This is a genomic window from Polaribacter huanghezhanensis, assembly GCF_030444335.1.
GTDB classification, from domain to species: Bacteria; Bacteroidota; Bacteroidia; order Flavobacteriales; family Flavobacteriaceae; genus Polaribacter; species Polaribacter huanghezhanensis.
Genome location: NZ_CP128595.1, coordinates 880,205 through 898,152, shown reverse-complemented (window position 1 = coordinate 898,152; position 17,948 = coordinate 880,205). Strand labels below are relative to the sequence as shown.

Sequence of the window (17,948 nt, the reverse complement as noted above, 5' to 3'; positions counted from 1 at the left end):
AAAAAAAGGAACAAGCTTTAAGTATTTTTTTTTTGAACAATAAAAAAAAGTTCCATTCCAACTCTACTCTGAATAGAATTATAACAGTTTTCTGTCGTAAGAATATCGAAATGAGGCTTAAAATAATTAAGATATTCTTCTTTTGAGCCTCCAAAAGGTGGATGGTCATCATTTAATTTTGCATCAAAAAGCAGGCCTACTAATTTTCCGTTTTCGAGAAGTAATTCTTTCATTTTTACAGCGTAGTTTGATCTTAAATTCGGATCAATTGCACAAAAAAATGTTTGCTCTAAAATTAAATCAAAATGATTGTTTAAATCAAAAAAATTACCGTGAATTAATTGTTCTGGTGGGAAATCAGGAATTCTTTTTTGTATGTTTTCTAACGGAATTTTTGAGAGATCAACCACGAAAACATTTTTAAACCCTTTTTTAAAAAGGTAAACTGCTTCATGCGAGTTTCCTCCACCGGGAATTAATATTTTTAAATTCTTGTTTGTTAATTGATCTATATAAGCTTTTAAAGGCGGAGAAATTTCACCTAAATCCCAACCAATTTTGTTTGCTTTATATTTATTTTCCCAAAAAATTTCATTGAAATTCATTACTCCTCATTTTTAAAACGTCCGTGTAGTTCTAATATAAAATTTAAAGGCTTAAAACCTTTATTTGATTTCTGTTTAATTGTATTTTCCCTTTTATTTCTAAGGATTTTAACAAACGAGAAATCACAACTCTAGAGGTGTACAAGTCATTTGCGATTTCTTTATGTGTAACCTGAATTACTTCATTTCTATTTATCATCGCTTTGTCTTTTAAATATTTTAGCAGACGTTTGTCCATATTTAAAAAAGCAATCGTATCAATTGCCTCTAGTAATTCTTGCATTCGTTCATGATAGCTTTGTAAGATAAAATTTTGCCAAGTTTGATACGTGTTCATCCATTCGCTAATTTTCTGAACAGGAATCATTATCAATTCCGTTTCTACTTCTGCAACAGCTCTAATTTTACTTTTTGATTGTCCTAAACAACATGTAATTGTCATGGCGCAAGTGTCTCCTTGTTCAATAAAATACAACACTAATTCATCTCCTTTTTCATCTTCTCTTAAAATTTTAATTGCGCCATTTATAATAAGCGGCATAAATTCTATTTTACTTCCGATATCAATCAATTCTGTTCCTTCAGCTACTTTTTTATATTCACCAACAGAAAGAATTTCTTTTGATAATTCTTCTTCAAAAAGATGTCCGTAATTAAAATTAAAATCTGACTGCATTGTTTTTATTTAGGTGGATAAAAATACGATTAAATTACTGTCTTTTTTTAATTAACAAAAGATTGTTCTGTTGTTTTATATGGTTGCTTTTCTTTTCGTATTTTTCGGATGTTAAATTACCTAAGCAATTTGAATTTTTACAAAAAAACGAATACCGCCATTTTTTTCTCTTCAGTAACAGAGATTCCTCAATATATTTGGCGCGAATTACAGTGTACCAGCAATGTGTATTTTCATCCAGATTATTTAATTTCTTTAGAAGAAAACAATCCTCAGGTTACTTTTTCTTACTTAGTATTAATTAATAAAGAGAAGCAATCAATTGCTTTTGCGAGCATTCAAATTATTGATTTTCCTTTAGATAGAATTGAAAGTTCTTTAAACAAAAATTTTTATCAATTAAAGTGTTTCGGAAGGCGGTTGGGGCTTTTTCCGAAGTTAAAACCAATAAAACTATTAGTCTGCGGAAATGTTTTTGTAAGTGGAGAGCACGGTATTTTTATCAAAGAAAATCAGAACAAACAAGAGGTGATAAAAAACATCGCAAAAGCCATTTCTTCACAAATAACAACAACAAATATTTCGATTTATTTAATCAAAGATTTTATAAAAGAATCGTTATTTATTACTGATGAACTGCACGATTTAAATTATTATTCGTTTAATGTAGAACCAAATATGGCGCTCTATTTAGATAAAAACTGGAGCACTTTTGATGCTTATTTAGACGCAATGAAAACCAAATTTCGAGTAAAAGCAAAACGAGCGTTAAAGTTAAGTAACGATTTGGTTGTAAAAGATAGTTCTATAGAAAACATTAAAACATTGTTGCCAGAAATCACCAAATTATACAAAACTGTTTCTGATAAAGCCGAATTTAATTTGGGCGAATTTAATCTAGAAACCTATCTGTCTTTAAAAAAAAACTTAGGGGAGAATTATATTTTAAAAACCTATTGGTATCACAATAAACTTGTTGGTTTTATGTCTGGTTTAATAAATAACGATGCTTTAGATGCGCATTTTGTTGGCATCGATTATGCTGTAAATAAAGAGTTGGCCATTTACCAACGCATGTTGTATGATTATGTTCAAATAGCGATACATCAACAATTAAAAGTAATTAATTTTGGAAGAACAGCAAGCGAAATTAAAACATCAATTGGGGCAGTTCCGCAAGGTTTAACCTGTTATGTCCGTCATAAAAAATCGATAACAAACAAATTTATAAAGCATTTTTTAAGCTATATAGAAACCAAACCGTTTAAGCAGCAAAATCCTTTTAAATCTAAAACTTTAACCCAGTAAATCTGTTTATCTTTGTGATAAATTGAAATCATTTTATGAACTCTATCGAAGATTTAATTGCAGTACTTACCCTAGAAAAAAAAGCAGAAAACCAATATGTTGGTGTTAGCGAAACCATTGGAAGCCCAAATGTTTTTGGCGGACAGGTTTTGGCACAAGCATTAAGCGCTGCTAATAACAGTGTTTCTAATCACCGTGTATTACACTCTTTACACGCTTATTTTTTAGAAGCGGGTAATTTAGAAATTCCGATTACATACATCGTAAATAACATGAGAAATGGTGGTAGTTTTTCTACCAGAAGAGTTACCGCTAAACAAAAAGATAAAACCATATTTATACTGTCTGCTTCTTTTCATAAAAAAGAAGACGGATACGAACATCAACAAGCATTAGAAAGCAACATCAAACATCCAGAAGAATTGTTAAGTTGGAGCGATATGCTTGAACAATTTGGTGATTTTTTACCAAAAAAAATGAAATCTTTTTTAGAAATAGAGCGTCCGATAGAATTTAAACCCACTTTTATTGTAAATCCTTTAGATTTAAAAGACCTGCCTCCTTTCTTGGATGTTTGGTTTAGGGTAAAAGGAAAAACAACCGATTTAAGTATTGCATTAAAACAACAAATACTTACGTACATTTCTGATTATAATATTTTAAACGCAACCCTATACCCAAATGCTAGCAAAGCAAATTATGGGAATACACAAATAGCAAGTTTAGATCATTCTATGTGGTTTTTTAGAGAGTTTGATTTAGATGATTGGATGTTGTACAAAACAGAATCTCCAACTGCTTTTGGTGCAAGAGGTTTTGCAAGAGGAAATATTTATTCTAGAAAAGGAGATTTAATTGCTTCTGTTGCACAAGAAGGTTTAATTAGACCCGTCAAAAAATAATACTTATGAATCCGTATATTTATGTAATTTCTGTCAATGGTTTATTGCTTTTCTTTAGCATTGTGTTTTATTTTTTCCCACCAAAAAAAATAAATAACTTTTATGGATATAGAACAAACAAATCAATGAAAAATGAAGAAATTTGGCATTTTACCAATACTTTTTTTAACAAAACATTGCTTAAATACGCCGCAATTTCTTTTGCGCTTTCGGTCCTTTTTGTGTTTCTCTTTTCTGTAGAAATTACATGGCAACCAATGGTTTTTTTACTGCTAACGTTGGCCGTTTCTGTTATTAAAACAGAACAAATATTGGCGAAAAACTTTGATGCTGATGGAAAAAGATTGAAGGTTAAAAAATAACAGACAAGCTTCTTTGTTAATTAAATACTGTTTCTAATATTTTTAAAGATTTTGGTTGTCTAAAACCATCTAACTGTAATTCAAAATAACGTAGTATTGTTTGCAATACTTGTTGCCTTTCTTGTTGATTAAATTTGATGGATTCTATACCATCAAAATTTGTTCCCAACAACTTTTTAAACTGAACTAAATCACTTCCATAAACCACTTCTTTTTCTGTTGTTGTTTCTGTAAAAACGCCATCAATTAGATTAAAATAGGTGTGATTATTATGCGTTGTGTCTGGATAAAAACCTAAAAACTTAGTAAGGTTTAATAAAAAAAGTAAATGAAAATTTGATGTTTTATCATTGGTATCTAACCAAATTAAAGAGGTTTCTAAAAAAGAAAATAAGGCTTCGTTAGCTTCTTCTTCCTGTATGGTGCTGCTTAAAATTTCGGACAAAAACAACACAATTGTTTGCTTAAAAATATTGGTATAGATATTCTTATACGGATTTATAATATGAACTTCCCGAATGCTATTTAAGCTTCCTTTCTTGTTGTGATTTGCCTCAATATTTAATTGTGTTAACGGCTGAAAATAGGCGGGTTTTACTTTTCCTTTTTTAGCACTTAAAACACCTTTTAATAAATAAGATCTTAATCCGTCTTCTAAAGTAAAACAACGAACAATTAAACTGGTATCTCCGTATTTTAACGAACTGAATACAATTGCTTTTGTTTTTATTAAAGTCATTAATTGATGATTGCAATTTTAGTAGAAGTCGTTTCTGAAGCATCATCATTAGAAAGCAACACGATGTAAATTCCAGAAGCTACTTTTTTACCTGCCAAATTGGTTTTGTTCCAAACCACTTTTCCGCCTTGAATTTCTTGTCCTTCAACCACATTGGTTTCATACACCAAATTACCAGCAACATCTAAAATCTTAACATTGGTTCCTTTTGGTAAATGATTTCCATTTTTTCCATCAATGGTAATTGTTTGATGCTTTTTTAACGCCGGATTAGGATACGCATATACTTGCTCTAACGTTTCTCCAAAACGTGCAACATTACTATTGTAAGCAACTACACCTTTATCTGTAGCAAAATATACTTTTCCGTTAGTAACATCTACGCTAATATTTAATATTCTATTAGACGGCAACGGAGAGTTGTCTTTGTTAAAACTAGCCAGTGTTTTTTGTCCGCTCGGATTTGTATATAAAACACCGCCATTGTCTGTTCCAAACCATTTATTATCTGCGCCATCAACAGCAATTGAATTGATTGTCTGATTTCCTAAGAGTTTTTTCGGAATTCCGTCATCTAAAATAATTACAGGTTCTGCATCGTAAATGGATGCATCAAAAATGCCGTTTGCGTTATAAAAAACCGCCAACCCAGATTGTGTTCCAATCCAAATTTTATTGTTTCTATCAACAGCAATTGTTCTCACATTAGCGTGTGGTAAACTTCCTTTTGTCGACTCCGTAGTTAACGCTCTTTTTCTATTTCCCGTTTCGTTAAAAACATAAGCTCCATTTCTTCTTGTTCCCATCCATAAACTATTCGATTTATCAATCTTAATCGTGTTTAATTCTTGGGCGCTATTGGTTTGTATGTTTCTTAAATCAAAACTTTTCCATGTATCGCCAGAAGAAAGTTTTTTAAGCTTTTTTGAAGCAAGTACGTCTGTAATCCAAAGATTTCCCTGAGCATCAAAAACAGTTCCGCTAACTCTAGTTGTAATATTATTTGGATCGTTTGGATAAAGGTCTTCTAAAGGACTGTTTTGTGAATTGTAAAAATTAACAATTTGATCATCTATAACCTCTAACAATCCGCCACCAGATAAAATATTTCCTGAAGATGTTTCTGCAAAAGAACTTAAAAAGGCTCTGTTATCATGATTCGGATCTATGGTGACACTTACTAAATCTAAAACAGGAAAAGCATTTGTAAACGCGGTGTTTTTCCATTCTGATCCGTTATAATGACTAAACCCTTTTAAATTTCCTGTTGGCACATATGCTGATGTATAACCGCCATACACAAACCAAATATTATTTTTTAAAGCATCCATCGAAAAAACACTGTTAGAAAGAGGTCCTTTTGGATGAATTTCTGTAAAAGTTTGATTTCCAGAAATCGGAATTTGTAAAATTCCATATTCGTTGGTTGCTAACAATAAATTAGTACCCAGTGATGAAGCGTTATTAAGAGTAAAGTTATAAGTAACAGTTGGTGTACTTTTATAAACTTCATTCATATTTATATTTAAAACTGTTGCTTCTTGATTAAAGGTAACAATTAAATTTTGTCCGTTACTTTTCAGTTTTTTAATAGTATTCGGAAATGTTTTTACTACGGTTGAGTTTGATCCATTTATTTGAACTAAATCAGTACCAATTGATGCATAAATTAAGGCATTAAACCGGATAATATTTGTATAATTCCCAGTAAATAAAAGTTCCCAATTATTAAAATCTATCAAATTAGGGTTCGACAAATTGGCAACGTAAATTCCGTTTTCTGTTGCCGCATAAATTTGATTGTTTGTAATTAATGTTTGATTAATATTTACAGAAGTAGAATTTGCACCAATAAAATAGGTGTCTCCAAATTCTAGTTTATCAATATCGTAAACCACAATTGCAAAAGGAGTAGAAATGTATAGTTTGTTATTGAGTTCAGAAAATAGTTTGTTATTGAGTTCAGAAATATGATTAATTCGTTTTTCTCCAGACTGATTAAAATGAACAATATCTGCAGAAATTTTAATGGTTCCGTCTTCGTTTAAAATCTCAATCAATCCATTTTTATAACCAATTACAAGCCTTCTGTTAGATGTATTAAAGTGAATTGCAGATGTAGTTTCTCCAGAAAAACCATTGATTGAAGATCGTTTTTCGATGGCTTTAGAGTTTGTATCATACACAAAAACAGCATTGTCTGTAAGAGCATAAATTTTATCGTTTACAGTAATAAAATCTTTTACAGTATTGTACGAAAAGAAATCCTCCCAACGATTGCTATAATCTGTTTGAGAAAAAGAAAAAAAAGGAATTAAAAGAAAAAAAAAGAAAAAAAATTTCTTCATAAAGAAGTGTTTTTATATTTCAAAGATATCCAATAATTGTAACAATAACGATAAAAAACAATACATTAGTACAATTATTAACGGCAAATAAATGAATCTAGAAATAGAAAGAAAATTTTTAGTAAAAAACGATTCTTTTAAATCAAAAGCTTTTCAAAAAAAGCAGATAAAACAGGGGTTTTTAAATTCTGATAAAGAAAGAACCGTTCGAGTAAGAATTATAGAAGACAAAGCCTTTTTAACGATTAAAGGAAAATCAAATAATGCAGGTACAATTCGGTTTGAATGGGAAAAAGAAATTCCGCTTTTAGAAGCAGAAAAGTTAATGCTTTTAACAGAAAAAACAGCGATAGAAAAATGTCGATATTATATCAAAGAAGGCAATCGTGTTTTTGAAGTTGATGAATTTTTTGGTGCTAATTCTGGTTTAATAATTGCAGAAATTGAATTGACTACAGAAGATGAATCTTTTTCAAAACCTAGTTGGTTAGGCAAAGAAGTTACAGGAGAACTAAAGTATTATAATTCTTCTCTTAGTAAATCTCCTTTTTGTTTTTGGGCATAAAAAACCTCGAACAAAAGTTCGAGGAAATTTAATAAACCTACCCCCTAAATAAGATTTATTTACCTTAAACGCAACAACAACAAAAATTGTTTTGTCATTTAAGACGACAAATATAACTTGCTTTTTACTGAATAACAAACTATTCCATTTATTTTAAAAAAAATCTTATTTTTTTGAATTTATTTTTAGTTTTTATAAGCTTTTTTAATTTATTGCTAAAAAAATATTCTAAAAACTGAATTAAATATAAAAATAAATTGAAATAAAATGAGATAAACTTCCGCCAAGAACAAAAAAATGGAAAATTGCGTGGTTAAAAGGAATCTTTTTTATAGAATATAATAGTGCGCCAATTGTATAAAACACACCGCCAGCAAACAACCAAAATAATCCTTCTGAAGATAATTTTTCTAGTAAAGGAGAAATAGCAAAAACAATTTGCCAACCCATCAACACATACATTATCGTTGATAATTTATCGAATCTTCCAATAAAAAAAAGCTTTAAAATAATTCCTATTAAGGCAAATAACCAAGTTAATCCAAAAATAACCCAGCCTATTTTTCCTTCTAAAGTAATTAGTGTAAAAGGCGTATAAGTTCCTGCAATTAAAACATAGATTGCTGAATGATCAAAAATGTTTAACCGATTTCTAAGTTTTTGTTTTTTTGCTGAATGATATAATGTAGATGCGGCGTACAAAATAATTAAACTCATTCCGAAAATAAGCACACTAAAAGGTTTCCAAAAACCATCAAAATACAATGATTTTAAAACTAGAAAAGGAAATGCAATGATGCTTAAAACCAACCCAAAAGCATGCGTAGCAATATTAATTTTTTCTTCTTTGTCGCTATATCTCCGTGCTTCTTTTATCATTTTTTTAAAATCCTTTTGTATCTTTCATATATTCCACATCATTAGACAATTCGTTAAACAAAACAGTAAATGTTTGTTCTTTAATCTCTTTCAAACTTTTTTTATCTAAACCTTTCGTATGTATTGGTTTGTGTTGTTTAATTCTAATCGTTCCTGGTTTTCCTTTAAAATACGTCCAAGAAAATAAACGTTTACAATCAAAATATGTTGCAGGTACAATCGGTATTTGATGTTCAATTGCTAAGCTAAACGCGCCGTTTTTAAACGGACTTAAAACAACATCTTCTGTTGGTACTAATCCTTCAGGAAAAATTGCAACGCTTGCACCGTTTTTTAACCGTCTTTTTGCGCTAAAATAAACTTCTTTTCTACTTTTTTGACTGCCTCTATCAACCAAAATACAAATACGTTTGTAAAAATATCCAAAAACAGGAATCTTTTTAAGCTCTGCTTTTCCTACAAAAACAATCGGTTTTTTAACCATACTGATTAAAATAAATGGATCTAACATTGAAGTGTGGTTTGGACAAAACATATAACTCTGTGTTAAGTCTAACGGTTCTTCTATTTGTTTTTGTAACCGAAAACCCATTACAAAAATTAATGTTTTAGAAAACGCTCTAATAATTTTATATAAAAAAGAATATTGGCTTTCACTAAAGGTTAGTATAAATAAAAATGGCATCATTAAAAGTAACGATGCTCCAAAAAAAACGTAAAACCAAACGCGCCAAATTGCACGTAAACTATTTTTAAAGAATTCCATAATCGCCAAATGTAGTAATTAATATTCTTATTGGGTTTTCTTTATTAAAACTGTATTTTTGCTTTAGATTTAAAAATTATTTAAACACAAATTAATGTCAAGAGTTTTAACTGGCGTACAAAGTACAGGAACACCACATTTAGGAAATTTATTAGGGGCTATTTTACCTGCAATACAAATGGCTAAAGAAGCCAAAGAAGAAACCTTTTTATTTATTGCAGACATGCATTCTTTAACACAAATAAAAGATGCAAAAACCTTAAAAGAAAATACATACAGTGTTGCGGCTACTTGGCTTGCTTGCGGATTAGATGTAAATTCTACTGTTTTTTACAGACAAAGTGATGTGCCAGAAGTAACAGAATTGTCTTGGTATTTGAGTTGTTTTTTCCCTTTTCAACGGTTAACGTTAGCACACAGCTTTAAAGATAAAGCAGATCGATTAGAAGATGTAAATGCTGGTTTATTTACCTATCCAATGTTGATGGCGGCAGATATTTTATTGTATGATGCAGAAATAGTTCCGGTTGGAAAAGATCAGTTACAGCATATAGAAATGACAAGAGATGTTGCAAGTAGGTTTAACAATATTGTTGGTGAAACGCTGATTTTACCAGACGCAAAAATAAGCGAAGACACAAAACTAATTCCCGGAACAGACGGAGAAAAAATGAGTAAATCGCGCAATAATTTTATCAATATTTTTTTAAATGATAAAAAATTACGCAAACAAATTATGGCAATCCAAACGGATAGCACTCCGCTTGAAGAACCTAAAAACCCTGAAACGGATAACGTTTTTGCGCTTTACAAACTCTTAGCTTCTGAAGAAGAAATTGCAAAAATGAGAGCAAATTATGTAGGCGGAAATTATGGTTATGGACATGCGAAACAAGCCTTGTACGAATTGATTGTAGAAAAATTTGCTACAGAAAGAGAAAAATACAATCATTATATGAACAACTTACACGAACTAGACGAAGCTTTAGCAATTGGAGCAGACAAGGCACGGAAAGTTGCCGCTGGAGTTTTAAAAAGAGTTCGTTCTAAAATAGGGTACTAAAAAAAAGAGGTTGCAAAAGCAACCTCTTTTTTTGTTATGGTGCCGGATTTGGCATTATCTTATGAACCTCGTTTATTTCATTTATAATTTCTTCTGACAAATCAATATTGATGCTGTTGATATTTTCTTTTAACTGACTCATTTTTGTAGCACCAATAATATTGCTCGTTACAAAAGGCAACTGATTTACAAAAGCCAACGACATTTCTACCAAAGACAATCCATTTTTATTAGCAATTTTTTGATATTCTAACACCGCTTTTTCTGATTGCGGAGAAGAATATCTATTGTAATTGGGAAACAATGTTACACGAGCGTCTGATGGTTTTTTTCCTCCAACATATTTGCCCGAAAGCACTCCAAAAGCAAGTGGAGAATAGACTAATAAACCAATATTTTCTCTCAAAGAAACTTCAGACATTCCGTATTCATAGGCTCTGTGGATTAACGAATATGAATTTTGAATGGTAGACATTCTTGGTAAATTGTTGTCTTTTGCAGTTTGTAAATACTGCATTGTTCCCCAAGGAGTTTCGTTTGATAATCCGATTTTAAGAATTTTCCCTTCTTTGATAAGACCTTGTAATGTTTCTAAAATTTCTAAATGATTTTCGTATCGCTCAGTATGATTTTTATAAGGATAATCTCTAACGCCAAAACAGTTTGCGGCTCTTTCTGGCCAATGCAATTGATACAAATCAATATAATCTGTTTGCAATCTTTTTAAGCTGTTTTCAACCGCTTCTTTAATGCCTCTTTTACTAAAACCATCTTTTCTAATATGTGTAGTATAAGTACCCCAACCAGCAATTTTTGACGCCAACACAACTTTATCTCTATTGCCTGTTTTTTGAAACCAAGAACCAATAATTTTTTCAGTGGATCCGTACGTTTCTGCTCTTGCCGGAATTGGATATAATTCTGCTACATCAAAGAAATTAATTCCTTTTTCTAAAGCATAATCCATTTGTTCGTGACCTTCTTGTTCTGTGTTTTGTTGACCCCAAGTCATGGTTCCTAAGCAAATTTTAGAAACCTTTATATCTGAATTTGGTAGTGTTGTGTATTTCATTTTTTTTCTAAATAATATTTTTTTTGAAGATTTATCGACTCCGCTCGAAATGACATTTTTAATTAAAACCTAATTTAAAATTGCTTCAATTCCTGGTAGTGTTTTTCCTTCTAACATTTCTAACATTGCGCCTCCGCCAGTTGAAACATAACTTACTTTATCTTCAAAACCAAATTGTTTTACTGCCGCAACAGAATCGCCACCACCAACTAAAGAAAATGCTCCGTTTTTAGTCGCTTCTGCAATAGCGTTTCCCAACTCAATAGTTCCTTTCGCAAATTTTTCCATTTCAAAAACGCCTAACGGACCATTCCATAATATGGTTTTTGACTTTGCAATAACTTCGGTAAATTTTTCTGTAGTTTTTGGTCCAGCATCTAATCCCATCCAACCATCAGGTATTTTAAAAGTATCAACTACTTGTGTATTTGCATCATTAGAAAAACCATCGGCAATAATAGCATCAACAGGTAAGTGAATTTCTACATTTTTTGCTTTCGCTTTTTCTAAAATTGCCAAGGCCAATTCTTGTTTATCTTCTTCTACTAAAGAATTTCCTATTTTTCCGCCAAGTGCTTTTACAAAAGTAAAAGTCATTCCGCCACCAATAATAATATGATCTACTTTGTCTAAAATATTTTCTATAACTCCAATTTTTGAAGACACTTTTGCGCCTCCTAAAATGGCTGTTACCGGTTTTTCATTATCCTTTAAAACTTTGTTGATGCTTTCTATTTCTCTTGCCAACAAGTTTCCAAAACATTTTTTTTCTGGGAAAAATTCAGCAATAATTGCTGTTGATGCATGTGCTCTGTGCGCTGTACCAAAAGCATCGTTTACATAAATGTCTCCCAATTGAGAAAGCTGTTCTGCAAACTTTTTATCTCCTGCTTTTTCTTCATCGTAAAAACGTAAATTTTCTAATAATAAAATTTCTCCAGGCTCTAGTTCTAAAACTGCTTGTGTTACTTTATCGCCAACACAATCATCAACAAACGTAACTTGTACGCCTATTATATCAGTTACTTTTTCTACAATATGACGCAAAGAAAATTGATCTTCTTTTCCTTTTGGTCTTCCTAAATGCGACATTAATATTGCCGAACCTCCATCTTCTAAAACTTTAATTATGGTTGATTTTGCAGCATGAATTCTTGTTGCATCTGTTACCATAAGTTCATCATTTAATGGCACATTAAAATCAACTCGTATCAGCGCTTTTTTGTTTTCGAAATTAAAATCGTTTACTGTTGGCATGCTATTTTATTTTTTTACAAATGTACTTATTTAAGAAGGTTTCAAAAAATAAGTCATCAAAAATGACGAATGCTGTTTTCGAGACTTTAAATTTATATCTTTGTGCTATGTTTTTCAAAGATGTAATTGGTCAAAATCATATTAAAAAACACTTAAAATCTACTACAGAAAATGGTAGAATTCCGCATGCGCAATTGTTTGTTGGAAAAGAAGGTTTTGGTACGTTACCAATGGCAATTGCTTATGCACAATATTTACTTTGTGCAACAAGCAACAACAAAGATTCTTGTAGAATTAAATGCGAAAAATTAACGCATCCAGATTTGCATTTTGCGTTTCCTGTAACTTCAAGTGATAAAGTAAAAAAACATCCTGTAAGTGACTTGTTTTTAGAAGATTGGAGAACGTTTGTAAAAGAACAATCGTACGGAAGTTTATACAATTGGTTGCAATTTATTGGCGTAGAAAACAAACAAGGTTTAATTGGAGTTGATGAGGCAGAAAATATTGTAAAATCGCTACAATTAAAATCGTACGAAGGTGGTTTTAAAGTCATGATTATTTGGATGGCAGAAAAAATGAATATGTCAGCGGCAAATAAATTGTTGAAACTGATTGAAGAACCACCGGAAAACACTCTTTTTATTTTGTGTACCGAAGACGAAGAGCAAATTATAAACACCATAAAATCTCGTTGTCAAGCAATTCATTTTCCTGCATTATCAGAAGAAGAAATTGCACAATCATTAATTACTAATGAAACTATTTCTGAAAATGCTGCGTATAAAATTGCGCATCAAGCAGAAGGAAACTACAATAAAGCGTTGCATTTATTAGTGCATGACTCTGGTACTACTCTTTTTGAACAATGGTTTATTACTTGGGTAAGAACGGCTTTTAGGGCCAAAGGAAATGCAACAGTTGTACAACAATTAATTTCTTGGAGCGATGAAATTGCAAAAAGCGGAAGAGAAACTCAGAAACGTTTTTTACAGTATTGTTTACATTTTTTTAGACAAGCTCTTTTGTTAAATTACAACTCTGAAGCAATCGTTTTTTTAGAAACCGAAACAGCCGGATTTGACTTAAAAAAGTTTGCGCCTTTTGTACACAGCGGAAATATTTTAGAAATAAGCAATGAAATAAGCTCAGCTATTTATCATATTGAAAGAAATGGAAATGCTAAAATTATTTTGTTAGATTTATCTATAAAACTAACTCGTTTATTACACACAAAAGAAGCTGTTATTAGCTAATTAAAAAGTAAGCCTAAATACCAAATTTGGCGTAAAACCTAATGATAATCTATCGGTTTTTACCAATTTTTGTTTCTCTACATTTCCTTGAGAATTCACAACTTTTAACTCGTATTTTCTGTCTAAAATATTCTTTCTATTAAAAATGTTTGTTAGCGATAATCCTATTTTTCCTTCAACTTTTTTCTTTTTAGAAAAATTGAATTTATAGGTTGATGAAAAATCGAATTTCTGATAATTTGGCAATCTTTTTTCATTCACGCTTCCGTAAGAAACTCTTAAATTATTGTTTTGATCTTTGTAGGTTCCTGTTGCTTCAGTATATGGAATTCCAGAACGTAATTTCCATCCTAAAGAAAACTCAAACTGGTTTAATTTATAGGTATGAGACCAGGTAAAAGAATGTGGAATTCCGTTGATTCCATTAAAACTATTTCCATTATTTAACTCTATAAATTGCTGTTTTGTGTTTGCGTACGAATAGCTAATCCAAGAACGATAATTATCAAATCTCTTTTTTAATAATACCTCAATTCCTGTAATATCGCTTTCTCCAGAAATATAAAAAGGAACTTGGCTTCTTTTTGTATTACTTGCAATATCATCGGTCATTAACGTTTGTCCTTTTACCTTTTTCTTATAGAAATCTACATCTAAATTCCAGCCATTTTTTTGATATAAAAAACCAATCCCTAATTGTCTGCTACTTAAAATCGGAATTGCATTATTTGCCACGGCCCAAATGTCATTATCTAAACCAATTCCGTTGTTTCTATATTCAATAATTTGACTTACCGCTTGGTTTTTTATTTCGGCGGATGTTTTAAGTGTAATCGTTTCAGAAAGTTTTGTGGATGCAAAAATTCTCGGTTCAAAAAACCACTCTTTTGCAGATGAAAAATGATTTGCTCTAATACCAAAACTGATAAACGAACAACCGTTTCCGTACTTTATTTCAGAAAATAATGCGTTGGTAATATTCGAGCTGTTTTCGGTACTTAACAACAAATTATTTTGCGTATTAAAATTGGTTTTATAGATATAAAAAATGGTGGTTTTAGAAAACTGATACCCTCCGCTAAATTGAAAATCAGGATTCAAATTATAGGTAAAATCGTAATTAATTCCATTATCATTGACATGATTTACGATTTCAAAATTTCTTTTTCTATTATCGTTTGCGTTGTTTCTCGTTTCTTCTCTATTTCCAAAATAATCAAACTTATATCCTGATGAATGAAAATCGATATTTTGCAAAAATTTATTTGATGATTTGTGGCTCAAAAGAATTCTAGTTCCTTTATTTTGATAGGTAATATTATCTGCTATTTTTTCTCTAAATCGCAAGCTTTCTGAAGAAAATTCTAATTGATTTTTATTAAATAAATTACTAATTGAGAGCTTGCTTTTTTCTGAAATATCTGCAATAAATTTTAGGTTGTAATCTTGAAAATAAAAATTGTTTTTTACATTAGATAGTTTGTTGGGATCGTTTACTGCCCCGTCTAAAATCCGCGTATTTTGAAAAACGCTTTCAGAAAAATTTTTATAGGTAATCGTTTCAACCAAATCTGTAATGGATCTTCTCACAGAAAAAACCAAACCCGCTTTATTCTTAAACAATGGCGTTTTTACAAAAGCATCTGCGTGCGTTAAATTGACACCAAAACCAGCTTCGAAAGTAGGAACATCATCGCCAGAAGAAATGTCTAAAACTCCGCCAATTCTATCGCCATATTTTGCATTGGTTCCGTTTCTATACAAAGTAATTTTTTTAGTAACGTATGGATTAAAAGAAGAAATCAATCCAAAAAAGTGTCCGCTTTGATACATTTTAATTCCATCGAACAACACCAAGTTTTGATCTGGAGAACTTCCCCTAATTTGCAAACCAGAAGCGGTTTCTGACGGACTTTGAATTCCGGGTAATAGTTGCAAGCTAAGTAACACATCAGGTTCTATCAATCCGGGTAAGATACCTAGTTTTTTTGGTGAAACTTCTATGGCGCCATCTTGCTTTTTAGAAATTCCTTGCGTAATATAATCGCTTATTAATACTTCTTCTAAATGTATATTGTCTTCTACCAATTCAATCGTTAAGTTCGGTTGATTTATAAATTGATAGGCCGGAATTGTAACCGAATTAAAACCAACACTTTGAATGACAATTTGTTGATTTGAAGAAACAGTATCGAGTATAAATTTACCGTTTTCATCTGCTGTTGTTCCACGTGTAGTTCCTTTAATTATTACCGATGAAAAAGAGGCAACTTCTTTGTTTTTAGCATTGATTAAAGTTCCGCTAATTGTATGGTTTTTTGTGATTTCTTTTTCTGCAATCACAATATATCTTGCATCAATTTGATTGAAGTTTAAATAGGTTTGTTTGCTTAAATTTTCTAGTTTTTCTGTGAGTGTTTTTTCATTTTTAAAAGGAAAACACAACACGTTTTTTATCAAGTTAGAATTGTATGAAAACTTTACATCCTGTTGCTTTTCAATGGAAGATAAAATTTCTACTAAAGAAATTTTCTGAGACTGGTTTTGCGCAAAAATAACTCCGATTACAAATAGAAAATAGCAAGAAAAAAAGGTTTTTTTAAGCATCCTTATTTTTTGGAAAGCACCACTGTAGTATCATTGATTGTAAATTGAATAGCTAAAGGAGCGCAAATTGTTTGTAAGGCTAAATTTAAGTTTTTATTTGTAAAGGCTCCTGTAAATAATGTATTTACATCTATGTTTGTAGATGTAATTTTTATTTGATATTGCTTCTCTAACTCTTTTAAAACAAATTGTAAAGGCGTGTTGTTAAAACTACTTTCTCCGTCGATCCAATTTGGTTTTGAATTTGAGAAAGTTCCTTTTTCTGAATTCCTTTTTTCTATTTTCCTAAAGGACAATCCTTTTGTTAAAATAGCGGTTTCTTCGTTGTTTTTAACTTGCACTTTTCCTTCATAACACAACACTTCAAAATAAGAAGGATTTGATTTTACGTTAAACTGAGTTCCTAAAACAGTTACGCTTCCGTTGATTGAATGTACACTAAAAGTAGCTCCTTTTTTGACTTTAAAATACCCTTCTCCATTTAATTCTAAAGTTCTTTTTCCGTCAAACCAATCGCTTTTTTTATAGGTAATTGAAGATTTTGAATTCAATAAAACTTCTGATCCGTCAGGTAAAACCAACGCTAATTGTTCTCCAAAAGAAGTTGAAAAAGTTTCGTTACTTCCTGTTAAATAATAGACCGTACTTAATAATAATACAACAGAAGCTGCAGCTGTATATATCCAATTCGGAATTAACTTTCTTACTTTTTTATCCGTAGTTTTTTGAGTAATTTTTTCGAATACCTTCTGTTTATCAAAATTAGGCGCATTAAAATTTTCTGTTGCATCAATAATTTTTTGATATTCTTTATATTCAGTAGTTTTTTGAAAAGAAACCAATTCATCATTCGTTAAATCGTTATGCAACCAACGTGATAAAAATGTATCGTCTGTATGTTCGTTTTTCATTTTAGGTTCCTTTGTAAGTATAACAGTTTGATTACCAAACACCCTACTTTTTATTTTTGATCATTAAATATTTCCTACCTTTTCTCTTAATTGTTTTAAAGCCATATGCATTCTTTTTTCAACAGCTTTTACAGAAATAGAAAGCATTTCTGCAATTTCTTTATAGGTTTTTTTATCAATTCTACTTAATAAAAACACTTCTCTTTGTCCTTCTTTTAAATCTGAAATGGCTTTTTGGAGCTTGTCCATAAACTCTTTTTCTTCCATTAAAAACTCTGGAGTTTCATTGGTTGCTTCTTTCCCACCAATTAAATTGTAGCTTAATACTACTTTTTGATGTGCAACTTGATTTAAAAATAAATTATTGACTACTGTTAAAAGATATGATTTTGCTTTTTCAAAAATGATTTTAGCACAATTGTTCCACATTTTTATAAACGCTTCTTGGACCAAATCTTCTGATTTTGCTGTATTTCCACATTTATAAAAAGCAAAATTATAGATTGATTTCGAATGCTCAGAATACAATTCTTCAAACACTTTAGACTCACAAACCGATTTTTTTTTTGACATGAAACCCTTATTATTTCTCAAAAATAGGAGATTTTTTTATTTTTTTTGATTTTTCGGTA

17 protein-coding genes are annotated in these 17,948 nt (G+C 30.6%); 6 read left to right on the top strand and 11 right to left on the bottom strand.

The genetic code is table 11. The features are described from left to right. Positions 1 to 17: 17 nt before the first annotated feature. Positions 18 to 605 carry a class I SAM-dependent methyltransferase gene (locus KCTC32516_RS04345; protein ID WP_301402234.1) on the bottom strand — a complete coding sequence of 196 codons (588 nt, stop codon included), beginning with the start codon at positions 603 to 605 and terminating at the stop codon, positions 18 to 20. 43 nt (positions 606 to 648) lie between these two features. Continuing rightward, the gene (locus tag KCTC32516_RS04340; protein WP_301402232.1) at positions 649 to 1,281 is read right to left on the bottom strand and encodes a Crp/Fnr family transcriptional regulator; all 633 of its coding nucleotides are present in this window, start codon (positions 1,279 to 1,281) and stop codon (positions 649 to 651) included. Between the two features lie 129 nt (positions 1,282 to 1,410). Here KCTC32516_RS04340 and KCTC32516_RS04335 point away from each other — a divergent pair, with 129 nt between their 5' ends. Genes KCTC32516_RS04335 through KCTC32516_RS04325 form a run of 3 tightly spaced genes read left to right on the top strand, consistent with a single transcriptional unit; the run spans position 1,411 to position 3,853 of the window. Continuing rightward, entirely contained in the window at positions 1,411 to 2,589 is a 1,179-nt protein-coding gene (locus KCTC32516_RS04335) for a peptidogalycan biosysnthesis protein (RefSeq protein WP_301402231.1), read from the top strand. 35 nt (positions 2,590 to 2,624) lie between these two features. Continuing rightward, the gene (locus KCTC32516_RS04330; protein ID WP_301402229.1) at positions 2,625 to 3,491 is read left to right on the top strand and encodes an acyl-CoA thioesterase; all 867 of its coding nucleotides are present in this window, start codon (positions 2,625 to 2,627) and stop codon (positions 3,489 to 3,491) included. A 5-nt stretch (positions 3,492 to 3,496) separates the two neighbouring features. Continuing rightward, on the top strand, positions 3,497 to 3,853 hold the full coding sequence (locus KCTC32516_RS04325) for an SdpI family protein (RefSeq protein ID WP_301402227.1): 357 nt from the start codon (positions 3,497 to 3,499) through the stop codon (positions 3,851 to 3,853). A 16-nt stretch (positions 3,854 to 3,869) separates the two neighbouring features. Here the strand turns inward: KCTC32516_RS04325 and recO are convergent, their stop codons facing one another. Further along, on the bottom strand, positions 3,870 to 4,592 hold the full coding sequence (recO, locus tag KCTC32516_RS04320) for a DNA repair protein RecO (protein ID WP_301402226.1): 723 nt from the start codon (positions 4,590 to 4,592) through the stop codon (positions 3,870 to 3,872). After that, entirely contained in the window at positions 4,592 to 6,940 is a 2,349-nt protein-coding gene (gene porZ, locus KCTC32516_RS04315) for a type IX secretion system anionic LPS delivery protein PorZ (RefSeq protein ID WP_301402225.1), read from the bottom strand. The genes recO and porZ overlap by 1 nt, the downstream gene beginning before the upstream one ends. A 91-nt stretch (positions 6,941 to 7,031) precedes the next feature. On the opposite strand from porZ, the gene KCTC32516_RS04310 reads away from it, so the two are divergent. Next, positions 7,032 to 7,505, top strand: a complete 474-nt coding sequence (locus KCTC32516_RS04310; protein WP_301402223.1) for a CYTH domain-containing protein — start codon at positions 7,032 to 7,034, stop codon at positions 7,503 to 7,505. Between the two features lie 240 nt (positions 7,506 to 7,745). Here the strand turns inward: KCTC32516_RS04310 and trhA are convergent, their stop codons facing one another. Together trhA and KCTC32516_RS04300 are read right to left on the bottom strand one after the other, a co-directional pair. After that, on the bottom strand, positions 7,746 to 8,384 hold the full coding sequence (gene trhA, locus KCTC32516_RS04305) for a PAQR family membrane homeostasis protein TrhA (RefSeq protein WP_301402222.1): 639 nt from the start codon (positions 8,382 to 8,384) through the stop codon (positions 7,746 to 7,748). A 4-nt stretch (positions 8,385 to 8,388) separates the two neighbouring features. Then, positions 8,389 to 9,150, bottom strand: coding sequence for a lysophospholipid acyltransferase family protein (locus tag KCTC32516_RS04300; protein ID WP_301402221.1), 762 nt, complete (start codon positions 9,148 to 9,150; stop codon positions 8,389 to 8,391). Positions 9,151 to 9,244: 94 nt separating this feature from the next. Here KCTC32516_RS04300 and trpS point away from each other — a divergent pair, with 94 nt between their 5' ends. Continuing rightward, the gene (gene trpS / locus KCTC32516_RS04295) at positions 9,245 to 10,213 is read left to right on the top strand and encodes a tryptophan--tRNA ligase (RefSeq protein WP_301402220.1); all 969 of its coding nucleotides are present in this window, start codon (positions 9,245 to 9,247) and stop codon (positions 10,211 to 10,213) included. Between the two features lie 34 nt (positions 10,214 to 10,247). Here the strand turns inward: trpS and KCTC32516_RS04290 are convergent, their stop codons facing one another. Together KCTC32516_RS04290 and KCTC32516_RS04285 are read right to left on the bottom strand one after the other, a co-directional pair. Continuing rightward, entirely contained in the window at positions 10,248 to 11,285 is a 1,038-nt protein-coding gene (locus KCTC32516_RS04290) for an aldo/keto reductase (protein ID WP_301402219.1), read from the bottom strand. Between the two features lie 69 nt (positions 11,286 to 11,354). Further along, positions 11,355 to 12,542: a phosphoglycerate kinase gene (locus KCTC32516_RS04285; protein WP_301402217.1), complete on the bottom strand. Its 1,188-nt coding sequence runs from the start codon at positions 12,540 to 12,542 to the stop codon at positions 11,355 to 11,357. Positions 12,543 to 12,649: 107 nt separating this feature from the next. Between KCTC32516_RS04285 and KCTC32516_RS04280 the strand changes: the two genes are divergently transcribed. Next, on the top strand, positions 12,650 to 13,798 hold the full coding sequence (locus KCTC32516_RS04280) for a DNA polymerase III subunit (RefSeq protein WP_301402216.1): 1,149 nt from the start codon (positions 12,650 to 12,652) through the stop codon (positions 13,796 to 13,798). Here KCTC32516_RS04280 and KCTC32516_RS04275 read toward each other — a convergent pair whose 3' ends face one another. The 3 genes from KCTC32516_RS04275 to KCTC32516_RS04265 all read right to left on the bottom strand — a co-directional run bounded on the left by KCTC32516_RS04275 (position 13,799) and on the right by KCTC32516_RS04265 (position 17,889). Further along, positions 13,799 to 16,405: a TonB-dependent receptor gene (locus KCTC32516_RS04275; RefSeq protein ID WP_301402214.1), complete on the bottom strand. Its 2,607-nt coding sequence runs from the start codon at positions 16,403 to 16,405 to the stop codon at positions 13,799 to 13,801. A 2-nt stretch (positions 16,406 to 16,407) separates the two neighbouring features. After that, positions 16,408 to 17,316: a FecR family protein gene (locus tag KCTC32516_RS04270; protein WP_301402212.1), complete on the bottom strand. Its 909-nt coding sequence runs from the start codon at positions 17,314 to 17,316 to the stop codon at positions 16,408 to 16,410. 63 nt (positions 17,317 to 17,379) lie between these two features. Then, positions 17,380 to 17,889 (bottom strand): RNA polymerase sigma factor, encoded by a 510-nt coding sequence (locus KCTC32516_RS04265; protein ID WP_301402211.1) that lies wholly within the window; start codon positions 17,887 to 17,889, stop codon positions 17,380 to 17,382. Between the last annotated feature and the right edge of the window lie 59 nt (positions 17,890 to 17,948).

What these genes read in the sequence shown, in the direction of transcription:
- KCTC32516_RS04345 (WP_301402234.1), bottom strand. Translation starts at nt 605, where the DNA reads ATGAATTTCAATGAAATTTTTTGGGAAAATAAATATAAAGCAAACAAA.
- KCTC32516_RS04340 (WP_301402232.1), bottom strand. Translation starts at nt 1,281, where the DNA reads ATGCAGTCAGATTTTAATTTTAATTACGGACATCTTTTTGAAGAAGAA.
- KCTC32516_RS04330 (WP_301402229.1), top strand. Translation starts at nt 2,625, where the DNA reads ATGAACTCTATCGAAGATTTAATTGCAGTACTTACCCTAGAAAAAAAA.
- KCTC32516_RS04325 (WP_301402227.1), top strand. Translation starts at nt 3,497, where the DNA reads ATGAATCCGTATATTTATGTAATTTCTGTCAATGGTTTATTGCTTTTC.
- recO (WP_301402226.1), bottom strand. Translation starts at nt 4,592, where the DNA reads ATGACTTTAATAAAAACAAAAGCAATTGTATTCAGTTCGTTAAAATAC.
- porZ (WP_301402225.1), bottom strand. Translation starts at nt 6,940, where the DNA reads ATGAAGAAATTTTTTTTCTTTTTTTTTCTTTTAATTCCTTTTTTTTCT.
- KCTC32516_RS04310 (WP_301402223.1), top strand. Translation starts at nt 7,032, where the DNA reads ATGAATCTAGAAATAGAAAGAAAATTTTTAGTAAAAAACGATTCTTTT.
- trhA (WP_301402222.1), bottom strand. Translation starts at nt 8,384, where the DNA reads ATGATAAAAGAAGCACGGAGATATAGCGACAAAGAAGAAAAAATTAAT.
- KCTC32516_RS04300 (WP_301402221.1), bottom strand. Translation starts at nt 9,150, where the DNA reads ATGGAATTCTTTAAAAATAGTTTACGTGCAATTTGGCGCGTTTGGTTT.
- trpS (WP_301402220.1), top strand. Translation starts at nt 9,245, where the DNA reads ATGTCAAGAGTTTTAACTGGCGTACAAAGTACAGGAACACCACATTTA.
- KCTC32516_RS04290 (WP_301402219.1), bottom strand. Translation starts at nt 11,285, where the DNA reads ATGAAATACACAACACTACCAAATTCAGATATAAAGGTTTCTAAAATT.
- KCTC32516_RS04285 (WP_301402217.1), bottom strand. Translation starts at nt 12,542, where the DNA reads ATGCCAACAGTAAACGATTTTAATTTCGAAAACAAAAAAGCGCTGATA.
- KCTC32516_RS04280 (WP_301402216.1), top strand. Translation starts at nt 12,650, where the DNA reads ATGTTTTTCAAAGATGTAATTGGTCAAAATCATATTAAAAAACACTTA.
- KCTC32516_RS04275 (WP_301402214.1), bottom strand. Translation starts at nt 16,405, where the DNA reads ATGCTTAAAAAAACCTTTTTTTCTTGCTATTTTCTATTTGTAATCGGA.
- KCTC32516_RS04270 (WP_301402212.1), bottom strand. Translation starts at nt 17,316, where the DNA reads ATGAAAAACGAACATACAGACGATACATTTTTATCACGTTGGTTGCAT.
- KCTC32516_RS04265 (WP_301402211.1), bottom strand. Translation starts at nt 17,889, where the DNA reads ATGTCAAAAAAAAAATCGGTTTGTGAGTCTAAAGTGTTTGAAGAATTG.